Origin of the sequence: Curtobacterium sp. MCBD17_034 (assembly GCF_003234515.1) — a bacterium.
In the GTDB taxonomy this organism is placed as follows: Bacteria; Actinomycetota; Actinomycetes; order Actinomycetales; family Microbacteriaceae; genus Curtobacterium.
The window spans coordinates 54,645-69,660 of record NZ_QKTN01000006.1 but is presented as its reverse complement, the minus strand read 5'-3'; the positions used below and the strand labels follow the sequence as shown (position 1 = coordinate 69,660).

11 protein-coding genes and 1 tRNA gene are annotated in these 15,016 nt (G+C 71.7%); 9 read left to right on the top strand and 3 right to left on the bottom strand.

What is annotated here, in order from left to right:
* Nucleotides 1-42: 42 nt before the first annotated feature.
* The gene (locus tag DEI92_RS11840) at nt 43-1,404 is read right to left on the bottom strand and encodes a zinc-dependent metalloprotease (protein WP_111013630.1); all 1,362 of its coding nucleotides are present in this window, start codon (nt 1,402-1,404) and stop codon (nt 43-45) included.
* A 135-nt stretch (nt 1,405-1,539) separates the two neighbouring features.
* Between DEI92_RS11840 and DEI92_RS11835 the strand changes: the two genes are divergently transcribed.
* The 4 genes from DEI92_RS11835 (at nt 1,540) to DEI92_RS11820 (ending at nt 6,972) form a co-directional block, all read left to right on the top strand.
* Nucleotides 1,540-2,652 carry a PDZ domain-containing protein gene (locus DEI92_RS11835; RefSeq protein WP_111013629.1) on the top strand — a complete coding sequence of 371 codons (1,113 nt, stop codon included), beginning with the start codon at nt 1,540-1,542 and terminating at the stop codon, nt 2,650-2,652.
* 162 nt (nt 2,653-2,814) lie between these two features.
* The gene (locus tag DEI92_RS11830; protein WP_181434875.1) at nt 2,815-5,865 is read left to right on the top strand and encodes a UPF0182 family protein; all 3,051 of its coding nucleotides are present in this window, start codon (nt 2,815-2,817) and stop codon (nt 5,863-5,865) included.
* 80 nt (nt 5,866-5,945) lie between these two features.
* Nucleotides 5,946-6,019: transfer RNA gene (locus DEI92_RS11825), tRNA-Met, on the top strand.
* A 146-nt stretch (nt 6,020-6,165) separates the two neighbouring features.
* Nucleotides 6,166-6,972, top strand: a complete 807-nt coding sequence (locus DEI92_RS11820) for a carbon-nitrogen hydrolase family protein (protein WP_111013689.1) — start codon at nt 6,166-6,168, stop codon at nt 6,970-6,972.
* Here DEI92_RS11820 and DEI92_RS11815 read toward each other — a convergent pair.
* Nucleotides 6,959-8,164 (bottom strand): aminotransferase class I/II-fold pyridoxal phosphate-dependent enzyme, encoded by a 1,206-nt coding sequence (locus DEI92_RS11815; protein WP_111013628.1) that lies wholly within the window; start codon nt 8,162-8,164, stop codon nt 6,959-6,961. The two genes, DEI92_RS11820 and DEI92_RS11815, sit on opposite strands and share 14 nt — an antisense overlap.
* 290 nt (nt 8,165-8,454) lie before the next feature.
* On the opposite strand from DEI92_RS11815, the gene DEI92_RS11810 reads away from it, so the two are divergent.
* The 5 genes from DEI92_RS11810 to DEI92_RS11790 all read left to right on the top strand — a co-directional run bounded on the left by DEI92_RS11810 (nt 8,455) and on the right by DEI92_RS11790 (nt 14,606).
* Entirely contained in the window at nt 8,455-10,263 is a 1,809-nt protein-coding gene (locus tag DEI92_RS11810; RefSeq protein WP_258370185.1) for a S1C family serine protease, read from the top strand.
* A gap of 176 nt (nt 10,264-10,439) precedes the next feature.
* Nucleotides 10,440-11,483, top strand: coding sequence for a glycosyltransferase family 2 protein (locus DEI92_RS11805; RefSeq protein WP_111010831.1), 1,044 nt, complete (start codon nt 10,440-10,442; stop codon nt 11,481-11,483).
* A 1-nt stretch (nt 11,484) separates the two neighbouring features.
* A complete protein-coding gene (locus DEI92_RS11800; RefSeq protein WP_111013627.1) occupies nt 11,485-12,378 on the top strand; it encodes a CDP-alcohol phosphatidyltransferase family protein in 894 nt (297 codons plus the stop codon).
* Between the two features lie 62 nt (nt 12,379-12,440).
* Nucleotides 12,441-13,286 (top strand): glycosyltransferase family 2 protein, encoded by an 846-nt coding sequence (locus DEI92_RS11795; protein WP_258370184.1) that lies wholly within the window; start codon nt 12,441-12,443, stop codon nt 13,284-13,286.
* Between the two features lie 45 nt (nt 13,287-13,331).
* Nucleotides 13,332-14,606, top strand: a complete 1,275-nt coding sequence (locus tag DEI92_RS11790; RefSeq protein WP_111013626.1) for a CDP-glycerol glycerophosphotransferase family protein — start codon at nt 13,332-13,334, stop codon at nt 14,604-14,606.
* A 23-nt stretch (nt 14,607-14,629) separates the two neighbouring features.
* On the opposite strand, the gene DEI92_RS16555 is transcribed toward DEI92_RS11790, so the two are convergent.
* The gene (locus tag DEI92_RS16555) at nt 14,630-14,911 is read right to left on the bottom strand and encodes a hypothetical protein (protein ID WP_111013625.1); all 282 of its coding nucleotides are present in this window, start codon (nt 14,909-14,911) and stop codon (nt 14,630-14,632) included.
* Between the last annotated feature and the right edge of the window lie 105 nt (nt 14,912-15,016).

Sequence of the window (15,016 nt, the reverse complement as noted above, 5' to 3'; positions counted from 1 at the left end):
ACCTCCCGGCAGCTGTGGAGAACCGGGACCTGTGGACGAGCGCTAGTCGTCGTCGCGCGCCGTGCCGTCCGGCGACTCGTGCGGACGGTCGTCCGTTGTGTCGTTGAGCAGGTCCTCGAGCGCGCGGTCGATGTCGTCGGAGGCCGTGCCCGGGTCCCGCAGCCGCGCGACGAGCGCGTCGGGGTCGTCGATGTCCGCGGACGTCGGGACGAGGTCCGGGTGCGACCAGAGCGCGTCGCGCTGCCCCGGGCCCAGCTCGTCGACGACCCGCTGCCACATCGCCGCGGCCTCGCGTAGCCGCCGCGGCCGGAGTTCGAGACCGACCAGCGTGGCGAACGCGGACTCCGCGGGACCGCCCGCGGCGCGACGTCGACGCACCATCTCGGCGATGGCGGCCGACCGGGGCAGGCGCGTGGTCGCCGCCGCGGTCACGACGTCGACCCAGCCCTCGATCAGCGCGAGCATGGTCTCGAGTCGCGCGAGCGCCTGGTCCTGCTCGGGCGTCCGCGGGGGGATGAGGGCGCCGCTCGACAGGGCGTCGCGCAGCTCCTCGGCGTTCGAGGGGTCGAAGCCGCTCGCGAGTTCCTCGATCGCGGAGGTGTCGACGTGGATGCCACGTGCGAACTCGGTGATCGAGGAGATGAGGTGGAGGCGCAGCCACCGCGCCGAGCGGAACAGGCGCGCGTGCGCGAGCTCGCGGACCGCCAGGTAGATCCGGACCTCGTCGACGGGGACGTCGAGGCCCTCGGCGAAGGCGGCGACGTTCTGCGGCACCAGGGCGGCCTGTTGGTCGTCGAGGAGCGGGACCCCGACGTCGCCGCCGGACACGACCTCGGTCGCGAGCTGCCCGACGACCTGTCCGAGCTGCACCGCGAACAGGGCGCCGCCGACGCTCCGCATGATGCGACCGGCACCGCTGAGCATGCTCCGGAGCTCCTCGGGCGCCTGCTGGTCGATGACCTCGGTGAGGGCGTCGGCGATGCTCGTCGCGACGGGCTCGGCGATCTGGCTCCAGACCGGCATCGTCGCGGACGCCCACTGCTCGCGCGTCATGAGGCGCGGCGCCGCGGTGAGCTCGGCGACCGAGGTGACGTCGTCCAGCCACAGTGCGGCGACCTGGAACGCCTGCGTCAACGCGGCGCTCGTCGCCGGGTCGACGCCCTGGCCGCCCTCGCGAGCGATCGCGACCGCGCGCTCCGTGGCAGCCGAGAAGTCGATGCCGTCGCCGCCGCCCCGGACGGCGTCCTGCAACTGCCCCATCAGCCGGGCGACGAAGGCCGGGTCGTTCGGGAGCCCCGCGGCGCCCGCGAGCTGGGACGGATCGATGTCGGCACCGCCGGAGAGGAGGCGGCGCAGCATCTCCTGGAACTCGTCGTCCGGTTGCCGCTGCGGATCATCAGCCATGCGCACTACGCTAACCGCTGCCCTGCACCCGGACCTGGGACGTGCCCCTCGGACGCCCGTTCGCGCTCCGCCGTGGGCGAACACGCGCTCCCGTGACCGGGACGCGCGGAGCACCGGCCCGTCGGAAGGACCTCGTTGACCCTCTTCGCCCCGGCTCCTGCCCGCCCGCGTTCCCGCGCTCGCACCGTCGGCTGGGTGCTCGTCGTCGCCGCGGTCGTCCTCGCCCTCCTCGCCACCGTGCTGCCGAGCCCGTACGTCATCGAACTGCCGGGCCCGGTGTTCAACACCATCGGCACGCAACAGCAGGGCACCGCGGCGAAGCCGAAGCGGGTGCAGCTCATCCAGGTGTCGGGACACCCGACCTACCCCACGGCGGGCGCGCTCGACATGCTCACCGTGAGCGTCGAGGGCACCCAGACCGAACGCCCGTCGTGGCTCAGCGTCATCCGTGCGCTGTTCACGAAGTCCGAGGCCGTCGTCCCCGCCGAGGCGATCTACCCGACCGGCGAGACGACCGAGCAGGTGAACCAGCAGGACGCCGCCGACATGGCGGACTCCCAGCAGGCGGCGGTCGCGGCGGCCCTCGTCCACCAGGGGTTCACGGTCCGCTCCACGCTCACCGTCTCGGCGGTCGAACCCCGGTCGGCGGCCGACGGCGTCCTGCGCGAGGGCGACGTCATCGAGTCGATCAACGGGAGGTCGTTGACGCACGACAGCGACGCCAGCACCCTCCGCGCGCGCGTGACCGCGAACGGCGCCGGGAAGGCCGCCACCCTCGTGGTCCGTCGCGACGGCGCCACCCGGACCGTCTCGATCACACCGAAGGCCTCCGACGGTGCGGTGCTCCTGGGCATCGGCGTCAGCCAGCACTACGACTTCCCGTTCTCGGTGAAGATCCGCCTGCAGGACGTCGGTGGCCCGAGCGCCGGCATGATGTTCGCGCTCGGGACCATCGACAAGCTGACGCCCGGGCACCTCAACGGCGGAGCCCACGTGGCCGGGACGGGCACGATCGACGTCGACGGCGACGTCGGTGCCATCGGCGGGATCCGGCAGAAGCTCTACGGTGCGCGCTCGGCGGGCGCGACGGTGTTCCTGGCCCCGGAGAGCAACTGCGACGAGGTCGCCGGACACGTCCCCGACGGGCTCGACGTCTACGCGGTGTCGACGCTCCGGCAGGCCGTGCACGACCTGTCCGTCGTCCGGAGCGGCGCGAGCACCGCCCACCTGGCGCGCTGCGGATCCTGACCGGGGTCTGCCGCCGTCCATGGCACGCCGGGGCGGCTCCGGGCGGTTCCACCGACGCTCCACAGCCTGCGCTCCGCCCAGCGTGATCGTCAGCCCGAACCCATAGGATCAGGGTCCCGACGGCTGCGACGCCGTCGTGTCGACACGTCTGGAGCTCACCTGGTGACGAACACATCGTCCGCTGTCCGGCGGCGCTCGCCGCGGATCCCGATCGTCGTCACGATCATCGTGCTGGCGGCGCTGGTGATCGCGTTCTTCGTCTTCGCGAGCCTGTACACCGACTACCTCTGGTTCGCGCAGCTCGGGTTCCAACACGTCCTCACCACCCGGTGGCTCGCCGGCACCGCGATGTTCTTCGCCGGTTTCCTCGGCATGGCGGTGCCGGTGTACGTCAGCATCGCCGTCGCCTACCGGTTCCGGCCGGTCTACGCCAAGCTCAACGCCCAACTCGACCGCTACCAGCAGGTCATCGAACCGCTCCGCCGCGCCGTCATGTTCGGCGTGCCGTCGGTCCTCGGACTGTTCGCCGGCCTCGCGACCGCGCCGCGCTGGAGCCTCGTGCTCGCCTACTTCAACCGCACGCCGTTCGGCCGCGTCGACCCGCAGTTCCACCTCGACATCGCGTTCTACGTGTTCGACCTGCCGTTCTGGCGTGCGCTCGTCGCCTTCGCCTCCGCTGTCGTGCTCATCGCCGGACTCGCCGCCGTCGCCGCCAGCTACCTGTACGGCGCGCTCCGCTTCGGCAGCCGGGAGGTCCGGATCTCGCGGACCGCTCGGGTCCAGTTGGCCGTCACCGCGGCCCTGTACGTGGCCCTGCAGGCCGTCAGCCTCTGGCTCGACCAGTACGCGACCCTCTCGAAGGACAACTCGCTCATCACGGGTGCGCAGTACACCGAGGTCAACGCGACCATCCCCGGGCGCGAGATCCTCGCGGGCATCGCCGCCGTCGTCGCGCTCCTGTTCGTCGTGACAGCGGTCATCGGCCGGTGGCGGATCTCGGTCGTGGGCACCGCGCTGCTGCTCGTGTCGGCCATCGTCGTCGGCGGGATCTACCCCTGGGTCGTCCAGCGCCTGCAGGTGGCACCGAGCGAGCGCAGCTACGAGTCGGCGTTCATCCAGCGCAACATCGACGCGACCCGGTCCGCGTACGACGTCGCGGGAGTGAAGGAGCGTTCGTACGACGCCAGGACCGACACGCAGACCGGAGCGCTCGCGTCGGACGCGCAGACCACGGCGAACATCCGCATCATCGACCCGTCGATCGTGTCGGAGTCGTTCAGCCAGCTGCAGCAGTACCGCCAGTACTACAAGTTCCCCTCCACCCTCGACGTCGACCGCTACGACATCGACGGCACCTCCGAGGACACCGTGATCGCCGTGCGCGACATCGATGTGGACGGCCTCGGCTCCTCGGCGACGCAGTACAACCGCACGTTCGTGTACACACACGGGTACGGGGTCGTCGCCGCGTACGGCAACCAGCGCACGAGCGACGGCAAGCCCGTGTTCCTCGAGTCCGGCATCCCCTCGACGGGCGACCTCGGGGACTACCAGCCGCGCGTGTACTTCGGCGAGAGTTCGCCCGCGTACTCGATCGTCGGGGCGCCCAAGGGGACGAAGAAGATCGAGCTCGACTACCCCTCGGGCGCCGAGGACGCTGCGGCGAGCAACGCGACGACCACGTACCAGGCGAACGGCGGACCGAGCATCGGCAACGTGTTCAACCGGCTCGTCTACGCGGCCAAGTTCGGGTCGGAGCAGATCCTGCTGTCGAACGCGGTGAACGCGGATTCGCAGATCCTGTACGACCGCGATCCGCTCCAGCGGGTGCAGAAGGTCGCGCCGTACCTGACGCTCGACAAGGACGTCTACCCGGCGATCGTCAACCACCGGATCGTCTGGATCGTCGACGGCTACACGACGACCGACGCGTACCCGTACTCCCAGAGCGCGAGCCTGTCGGACAGCATCAACGGCACCACCTCGTCCGGGTACAACACCGACCAGGTGAACTACATCCGGAACTCGGTCAAGGCGACGGTGGACGCCTACACGGGCAAGGTCACCCTGTACTCCTGGGACGCGAAGGACCCGCTGCTGACGACGTGGAAGAAGATCTTCCCCGCGACCGTCCAGCCGATGTCGTCGATGAGTGCCGAGCTGCTCGACCACGTGCGGTACCCGACCGACCTGTTCAAGGTGCAGCGGACCATCCTCGGGACATACCACGTCACGAACGCGAACTCGTTCTACTCCGGTGACGACGCCTGGGTCACGCCGCAGGACCCGTCGTCGAGCTCGTCGAGTTCGTCCACGTCGAGGGTCACCAGCGCACTCGGCACCACCACGACGACCTCGAGCGCCGACCTGCAGGACCCGTACTACCTCACGATGAAGGTCCCGGGGGAGCAGACGGCCTACACGCTCTACTCGACCTACATCCCGCAGCAGTCGGGGTCGAACGCGCGGAACGTGCTGACGGGGTACCTGTCGGTCGACTCGGACGCCGGCGGCCGCGGCAAGGGCAAGCGCTCGAAGGCGTACGGGCGTCTGTCGCTCCTGACGATCCCGAAGACCGACAGCGTGCCCGGTCCGGGTCAGGTCCAGTCGTCGTTCAACGCGGACACCGACGTCTCCACCGAGCTGAACATCCTGAAGCGGGGTGACACGACGATCAAGCGCGGCAACCTGTTGACGCTGCCGATCGGCGGGGGGTTCCTGTACGTCCAGCCGGTGTACGTGCAGTCGACCTCGAACACGTCGTACCCGTTGCTCCAGAAGGTGCTCGTCGCCTTCGGGGACAAGATCGCGTTCGAGGACACCCTCAACGACGCGCTCAACTCGCTGTTCGGTGGGAACTCCGGTGCCGCGGCGGGCGACCAGGGCGCGTCGACGGGTTCGAGCGGCACCGGTTCGGGTACCAGCGGATCCAGCGGATCCGGCTCGAGCGACACGGGTTCCGACTCGGGCGCGAGCGGCTCCGATGGATCGAGCGGCGCGGGATCGGTCAGCGCGAACGCTGCCCTCCAGCAGGCGCTCCAGGACGCGAGCCAGGCGCTCCAGGACCGTCAGCAGGCCTACGCCGACAACGACCTCGTGGCGGCGGCCGAGGCCGACAAGCGACTGCAGCAGGCGGTGCAGGACGCGCTCCAGGCCGAGTCGAACGGAGCGACCACGGGGTCGAGCAGCTCGTCGAGTTCCTCCTCCAAGTGAGCCGGATCGGGGCCGCTCGCTCGTGCGAGCGGCCCCGATTCGCGTCCTCGTCCGGGCCGTGTTAGGCTTCTGAACCGTGCCGCGGGGTGGAGCAGTTCGGTAGCTCGCTGGGCTCATAACCCAGAGGTCGTAGGTTCAAATCCTGCCCCCGCAACAAGATGAAGGCCCGGTCCGCCAGGACCGGGCCTTCTGCGTTCCCGCTCCGGTGTTCCCCGTTGGTGCGTTGCCGGTCGAGGGCGGAGCAGACACGGCGCGTCGGTGGGGTCGCGTGCCTCCCGGCCGGTGTCTACGCTCGTGACCGTGCCCGCCACCCTGACCATCGCCGTCGCCCAGTTCGCGCCGGTCGCCGACGTCGCAGCGAACGTGGCGACCATCGGTGCGGCGGCGGACGGCGCCTCCGCCCGTGGTGCCGACGTCCTCGTCGCACCGGAGTACAGCTCGTTCTTCGAGCCCGAGCTCGGCCGTTCGTACGTCGATGCCGCAGAGCCGCTGGACGGCCCGTTCGTCTCGGGGCTCGCGCGGCACGCGAGGAGGACGGGCCTCACCATCGTCGCCGGCATGAGCGAACGCGGTACGGACGCCGGCCGGTTCCGCAACACGGTCGTGGCAGTCGGCGCCGACGGTGACGTCGTGCTCGCCTACCGCAAGGTGCACCTCTACGACGCGTTCGGCGCTCGAGAGTCGGAGTGGATCGAGCCGGGGGATCCGGAGCAGGAGCCCGTGTTCGAGCGCGGCGGCGTACGGATCGGCGTCGAGACGTGTTACGACCTCCGGTTCCCCGAGGTCAGCCGTCGGCTCGCGGTCGCTGGCGCGGACGTCCTGCTCGTGCCCGCGGAGTGGGTCCGGGGGCCGGGCAAGGAGCACCACTGGCGGACACTGCTGACGGCTCGGGCGATCGAGAACACCGTGTACGTGGTCGGTGCCGGGCAGACACCCCCGGTCGGCGTCGGCCACTCGGTGGTGCTCGACCCGTCGGGCGTCGTCGTCGCCGGGCTCGGAGCGGATCCGGGCCTCCTGGCCGCGACGATCGAGACCGCGACCGTGGAACGCGTGCGGGCGGTCAACCCGTCGCTGGCGTTGCGCCGTTACGCGATCACACCGCGGTAGCGCGAAGTGCCGCGAGCCGGCCGGCGGCCTCCTCGAGCACCTCGCGGCGCTTGCAGAAGGCGAAGCGGACGAGGGAGCGGTAGCCGGCCGCGTGGTCGGGTCGGACGAATGCGGTCACGGGCACTCCGACGACCCCGGCGAGGCGCGGGAGGTCCAGGCAGAGCGCGCGGGCGTCCGGAGCGCCGAGGGGGGCCGCGTCCGCGATGACGAAGTACGTGGCGTCCGGCAGCATGACGTCGAAGCCGGCGGCGGTGAGGCCGGCCGCCAGCAGGTCGCGCTTGACGCGCAGGTCGTCGGCCACACCCTGGAACACGGCGTCCGGCAACCGGAGGCCGACCGCCACCGCGGGTTGGAACGGCGCGCCGTTCACGAAGGTGAGGAACTGCTTGACCGCGAGCGCCGCCTCCACGAGCGCGGCCGGGCCGCTCAACCAGCCGATCTTCCACCCGGTGGTGCTGAAGGTCTTGCCCGCGCTCGAGACGGTGACCGTTCGCTCCCACGCGCCGGGCAGGGTCGCGATGGGGACGTGCGGGACGCCGAACGTGAGGTGCTCGTAGACCTCGTCGGTGAGGATCACCGCGTCGTGCTGCTCGGCGAGTTCCACGATGGTCGCGAGGACCTCGCGCGGCAGGACCCGACCGGTGGGGTTGTGCGGCGTGTTGACGAGGATCACCCGGGTCCGGTCGGTGACCGCGGCGCGGAGTGCGGCCTCGTCGGGCAGGAAGTCCGGTGCGACCAGGGGGACGGTGACGTGCGTCCCGCCCGCGAGGCGGATGAGTGCGCCGTACGCGTCGTAGAACGGCTCGAAGGTGACGACCTCGTCCCCGGTGTCGACGAGGGCGAGCAGGGTGGCCGCGAGCGCCTCGGTCGCCCCGGCCGTCACGAGGACCTCGCGCTCCGGGTCGAGGTCGATGCCGTGGAACCGCCGCTGGTGCTCGGCGATGGCGGCGCGGAGGTCCGGGATGCCACGGCCCGGCGGGTACTGGTTCACCCCGGCGAGCACGGCGGCGGCCGCGGCCTCGACCACCGCGGCAGGCCCGTCCTGGTCCGGGAACCCCTGGCCCAGGTTGATGGCGCCGGTGGCCGCCGCGAGCGCGCTCATCTCGGCGAACACGGTCGGGGCGGGTCGTCCGTCCGAGGCGAGCAGCATCGCTCCCTCGGCGGCGCGGAGCCAGGGTCCGGTGGTTCGCATGCTGCTCCCGTCTCTGGGCTGGTCGGTCCAACCTAACGGCCGCGGCGCACCCGGCGACCGATGTGTCCGGGCGTGACGACCACGACGTTCAGGTGGTGCTTATGCTCGACCTAGGGTCCTGCCAGGGGTGGCAGGACGACCGTTCAGGTGCGTGGGCGAGACTGCTCTGCGCTGGAAGGGAGCACGCCGAGCATGACCGACACCACCCCGACCGGGAACGACGACCGTCGAGCGGCCGCCACGGAGCGGGGCGCCGACGAGCCGACCGCGATGAGAACTGGAGCACGCCGATGACGGCCGACGACGACGAGGCCCGCACGACCGGGGCCGACACGGGGGACGCGGACCAGCCGCGGTACGGCGAGCGACTGCCGGGGTACGGCTCCGACGGTCGAGCGCAGGGCGCGCAGCAGACCGATCGCTTCACGGCCCCCTACCCCCGCGACGCGGGCGGCCAGGGCGCCTCGGGCGAGCAGGGTCGCTACGGCGATCAGGGCCACTCCGGGCAGTACGGTGGCGGCCAGGGGCAGTACGGCCAGCAGGGGCAGTACGGCCAGCAGGGGCAGTACGGCCAGCAGGGCCAGGACAGCGGCCAGTACGGTCAGTACGGTCAGTACGGTCAGGGCCACCAGGAGGGCGGCCAGTACGGCCAGCAGTCGCCCTACGGGCAGTCGCACGGCGGCTCGGCGTACGGCGTTCCGTCCGCCGGCGGCCAGGGAGCGACCGACCAGTACGGACACCCGATCGGCTACGGACCGGGTGCGCACCAGACCACCGCTCCGGGTTCCTCGCAGGCGCCGACGAGCGCCTTCGGCGACGTGGACGGCGCCGACCGGCGGAACGGGACGTACTTCGAGGGCGGCGACAGTGGTCAGCCGCGCGACGCCCGACGTCGTGGCGCGTTGCCGCTCATCGGGATGCTCGTCATCGGCGCGGTCATCGGCGGGCTGGGCGGGGCCACCGTGTGGGCGGTGGCCGACCGCGACGGCGGGACGACCACGACGACCTCGTCGGGCACCACCTCGAACGGGCACCTCACGGTGAACGACTACAACTCCGCGACCGTGGTCACCGCGGTCGCGGCGAAGGCCACGCCCTCGGTCGTCACCATCAACGTGACCGCGGGCGGCGAGGCCGGCACCGGATCCGGCGTCGTGCTCGACAAGGACGGCTACATCGTCACGAACACCCACGTGGTGACGCTCGACGGCGACAGCTCGAAGGGCACGATCCAGGTCACGACCTCGGACGGCAAGATCTACAAGGGCACGCTCGTCGGCACCGACCCCACGGTCGACCTGGCGGTCGTCAAGATCGACGCGAGCGGCCTGACCCCGATGGACTTCGCCAACTCGGAGAAGCTCAACGTCGGCGACACCGCCGTGGCGATCGGCGCGCCGCTCGGGCTGTCGAACACCGTCACCGACGGCATCGTCTCGACCCTGAACCGGAGCATCCAGGTCACGTCGAGCGCGCCGAGCAGCGGTTCCGGTGACTCGAACGACGGCGGCGGCAACAACGGCCAGGGCCCGTACGACTTCTGGGGGAACGGCGACAACGGCAGCGCGTCCACATCGGACGTCGTGTCGCTGCCCGTGATCCAGACCGACGCGGCGATCAACCCGGGCAACTCGGGTGGTGCGCTGCTCGACTCCAAGGGGCGTCTCATCGGGATCAACGTCGCGATCGCGAGCGCGGGCAGCTCCTCGTCGTCGTCCGACTCACAGTCGGGCAGCATCGGCGTCGGCTTCGCCATCCCGGCGAACCTCGCCAAGCGCGTCGCGGGCGAGATCATCGACAGCGGTTCCGCCAGCCACGGTCTCCTCGGCGCCACGGTCGGCGACGCGACCGACGACACGAGCGCCACGCAGGTGGGCGCGGTCATCAAGTCGGTGACGAGCGGTGGCGCCGCGGCGTCGGCCGGGCTGCAGAAGGGCGACGTCGTGACGGCGCTCGGTGGCGTCCAGGTCACCGACGGTACCGACCTCACCGCACAGGTGCGGTACCTCGCGGGCGGTGCGAAGACCGCGGTCACGTACGTCCGGAACGGGCAGAGCCACACCGCCGACGTCACGCTGGGCACCTACAAGGCCAGCTGACGCCGGGCGGCCGACCGGGAGGCCCGGCCCACCTCGACGAGGTGGGCCGGGCCTCCCGCCATCCCGGCCCGGCGCAGGGGCGCGGTCGACGGCGCTGCTAGGCTCGTGCACGCTCTACGGGGCGGTCCCCGGTGGGCCACGGCTCCGTTCCGCGAGGACCACGAGGTACTGATCGAATGCAGCCAGACGGCCAGCCCCTGCCGGGGGTCTCGTACGTGATGCCGGTCCTCAACGAGGTCACCGAGGTCCGTGCGGCGGTCGGGAGCCTGCTCGACCAGGACTACGACGGACCGATCGAGATCATCCTGGCGCTCGGCCCCTCCATCGACGGCACCAACGAGCTGGTCGAGGAGATGAGCCGCGCCGATCCCCGCATCCGCGCCGTCCCGAACCCGGTCGGCTCCACGCCCGCGGGGCTCAACGTCGCCATCCGGCATTCGGTGCACCCGGTCGTCGTCCGCGTCGACGCCCACTCGGTGCTGCCGCCGGAGTACACGCGGGTCGCGGTCCGCGTGCTGCTCGAGTCCGGCGCCGACAACGTCGGCGGCATCATGCGGGCCGAGGGACGCACCCCGTTCGAGCGCGCGGTCGCGCTCGCGTACGGCAGCCGGGTCGGGCTCGGTGGCACCCCGCACCACGTGGGCGGTCAGGCCGGTCCGGCCGAGACCGCGTACCTCGGCGTGTTCCGACGCGAGCGGCTCGTCGAGGTCGGTCTGTTCGACGAGGGCATCAAGCGCGGCCAGGACTGGGAGCTGAACCGTCGTCTGCGGATGACGGGCGGGACGGTGTGGTTCACCCCCGAACTCGTGGTGACGTACCGGCCCCGGCCGAGCCTGCGTCGCCTCGTGCGGCAGTTCGTGGCGACCGGTCTGTGGCGCGGCGAGCTCGCACGGCGCTTCCCGACGGGCAACGGTCTGCGGTACTTCGTCCCCCCGGTCATGGTCGTGGCGGTGTCCGGCGGTGTCATCGCCGGCATCGTCGGCGTCGTCGGGGCGATCCTCCGGTCGGCCCTCTCCTGGGCGATGCTCGGGTTCGTCGTCCCGGGCGCGTACCTGGCGTTCGTGGTGGTCGGTGCATCGGTCGTCGCACGCCGCAGTGACCCGGTGACGCGGGCGTGGCTCGTCGTCGTGCTGCCGTGCATCCACATCGGGTGGGGGATCGGGTTCGTCCTCGGGTTCCTCGCCCGCACCTCCGAACTCACGACCCACACCGGGAGGTGACATGACCGACGACCAGATCCCCGAGCACGTCCCGGGCGAGTCGGGAGCGGACGACGAGTCGCTGCCCCAGGACCGCCCCTTCGGCGACCACGGCGAGCACGCGTACGACCGGCCGCGGTCCATCGCCGAGCTCCGCGCGGTGACGCAGCCCGACGAGGTCCGCTCACGCGCGAATGCGGAACACTGGACGGCGTCGCTGTACCTGCGCGACGTCTCCCCGTACCTGACCTGGTTCCTGCTGCGCACCCGGATCAGCGCGAACCAGGTGACGGGCGTCATGATCCTCGTCGGCTGGAGCACGGCGGCCGCGTTGCTCGTGCCCGGACTCCTCGGGGCCGCGCTCGCGCTCGTGCTCGGACAACTCCAGATGCTCGTCGACTGCTCCGACGGTGAGGTCGCCCGGTGGCGGGGGACCCGGTCGCCCGCGGGGGTGTTCCTCGACAAGGTCGGGCACTACACGACTGAGGGCCTGATCCCGGCTGCGCTCGGCGTCCGAGCCGCGACCTGGCCCGTGCACGGCGGCGACTACGCGTGGACGACGATCGGGTTCGCACTGGCGCTCGTGATCGTGCTCAACAAGGCGCTCAACGACATGGTGCACGTGGCGCGGGCGAACGCGGGGCTGGATCGACTGGTCGACCGCCGCGACCACACGACGGTGCCGAGCGGCCGTCGCCTCGCGTCCCTCCGCCAGGTCGCGCGGTTCCTGCCGTTCCACCGGCTGTACCACTCCGTCGAGCTCACCATCCTCGCGTTCGTGTTCGCGCTCCTCGGGCTCGTCATGGGGCACCCGCTGGCGGACCGGATCCTCGTCGGGGCGCTCCTGCCGCTGTCGGTCCTGGCGCTCGCCGGGCACTTCCTCGCGATCATCGCCTCGAAGCGGGTGCGGGCGTGACCGGGCCCGGGACCCTGCGCCGCCGAGCGGTGCCGCATCGTGACCGTCCGCGGGTCGCGGTGGTGAGCCTCACACAGGGCACGCGTCCGGACGACCTCCGGCGCGGGCTCGAGTCCGTGCTCGCACAGGAGCGCGTCGAGCTCGACGTCGTGTGTGTCGGCAACGGCTGGACCCCCACCGGCCTGCCCGAGGGCGTCCGACCGCTCGCGCTCGCCGAGAACGTCGGGATCCCCGCGGGCCGGAACGCCGGAGCAGCCGTCGTGGAGGGCGACTACGTGTTCTTCCTCGACGACGACGCCGCGATCCCGTCCCCGTCGTTCCTCGCGGACGCCGTGCGTGCCTTCGAGGGAGATCCGACGCTCGGACTCATCCAGCCGCGGGTCGTCGACCCGAGCGGGGCGTCCAACCCCCGCCGCTGGGTGCCCCGGATCCGCAAGGGCGACCCGCGGCGGTCCGGTCCGGTGTTCAGCGTGTGGGAGGGCGCGACGATGTTGCCGTTCGAGGTGTTCCGCGCCACGGGCGGCTGGGGGGACGTGTACTTCTACGCGCACGAGGGCATCGAGCTCGCCTGGCGCGTCTGGGGCGTCGGTCGGCGTGCCTGGTACGCGGGGGACCTCGTCGCGCACCACCCCGCGATCGACCCGGCTCGGCACCGCGAGTACTACCGGCTCAACGCCCGGAACCGGGTGTGGCTCGCCCGCCGGAACCTGCCGGCGGTGCTGCAGCCGGTGTACGTGGCGAGCTGGGCCCTCGTCCAGCTGATCCGGTGGCGTCGACACCCGCGACGACTGCTCGTGTGGTTCGCCGGTCTCCGCGAGGGCTGGTCCACCGACTGCGGCCCCCGCCGACCGCTCGGCCTCATCACCATCGCGCGCATGACCGCCGCCGGTCGGCCGCCCGTCGTCTAGCCCAGATCGAAGTGGTCGTCCCAGGACGGCCGGAAGGAGGGACCGTTGCCGATCCTCCGTGACGTCCGCACCGCGCACCGGCTGGTCACCCGCCTCGTGCGCTCGCGCCGCAACCGCCGCGAACTCGACCGACGGCTCCCGTCCGTCGACGTCCCGGATCCCCGCTCGATCGAGGTCGCCGTGTACTTCGCCGACGGACCCGTGAACATGTACCAGATCCGGCAGTGGTACGCGCCGCTGGCCAAGCTCGCCAAGGAGCACCCGGTGGCGATCATCGCGCGGTCGCCCGGCACCATGCTGAGTCTGCTCGAGGAGGCGCCCGTGCCGGTCGTGTACGCGCGGCAAGTGGTCGACCTCGAGCGGTTCGTGGACGAACAGCGCCCGCGCATCGTCCTGTACGTCAACCAGAACGCCCGGAACTTCCAGATGATGCGGTACGGGCGCATGTGGCACGTCTTCGTCAACCACGGCGAGAGCGACAAGATGTACATGACGACGAACCAGTTCAAGGCGTACGACTACGCCCTGATCGCCGGGGACGCCGCGCGCGACCGGCTGTCGAAGGCGCTGTGGGACTACGACCTCGATCGCCGGACGATCGCCATCGGACGTCCGCAGGCCGATCACTTCGCCGGCGCGGTGCCGTACCCGTCCGACGGTCGCACCGTGGTGCTCTACGCGCCGACCTGGGAGGGCGACCGGCCAGCAGCCGCGTACGGCTCCATCGCCACGCACGGCGTCGCGCTCACCGAGCGCGTGCTCGCGTCGCCCCAGCACCGGCTGGTCTACCGGCCACACCCCCGCAGCGGCGTCCGCGACGCCGACTACCGGGAGGCCCACCAGCGCATCGTCGCCGCCATCACCGCCGCGAACGCCGCTGATCCGGCCGCTCACCACGTGTACGACGACGGTCCGGTGCTCGGGTGGCAGCTCGCCGACGCCGACGTCGCGATCACGGACATCAGCGCGATGATCTACGACCGGCTCGCCGTCGGTCGCCCGCTGATCGTGACGCGGCCCGTCCATCCGGACGCCGAGGTCGACGAGGGCGGCTACCTGACGGCTGCGGACTGGCTCCACGCCGAGGATGCCCCCGCCGTGCTCGACCGGGTCGACGCGGCGCTGCACGACGCCTCGCAGACCGAGCGGCTCCGGTACTGGGTTGGCCGGTACTTCGGGGACACGACGCCCGGAGCGGCGACGGCGCGGTTCCACGCCGCGGTCGAGCGGTTGCTCGCCCGCTGGCACGAGGTCGCGCGCGAACGCGGTGCCGATGACGCGCGCGGTGACACGCCCGCCGCGCCTGCGCCGACCGTCTGACCTGCGCTCTGGCCCGGGCGCCCTCACAGGGCGACCCGCCAGAGGTACTCCTGCCGGTCGGGCCGGCGCCACCGGACGACGACCACGCCGGCGTCGTCCGGCGCCCCACCGAACACGGCGATGCCGAGTGCCTGACCGGGATCGAGCCGGCGGATGCGGAGCGGGGGAGCGTACCCGGTGCCGAGATGCGTGAGGGTGAGGCCGTCGAGTGGTTCGTCGCTCCGGTTCCGGAGGTCGTAGCGGTGCGGGCTGTCGGATCGTTCGAGCTGGAAGGGGACGGGGTACGCGGTCTCGGTGTGGAGCATGGGGCCGACGCTAGGGGGAGCGGCCGACGGTGGGGGCCGGGCGGACCCATGGGCCGACGGGGGCTGTGGAGCGGGGCGGTGCGGCTCCGGTTGTGGAGCGGGAGC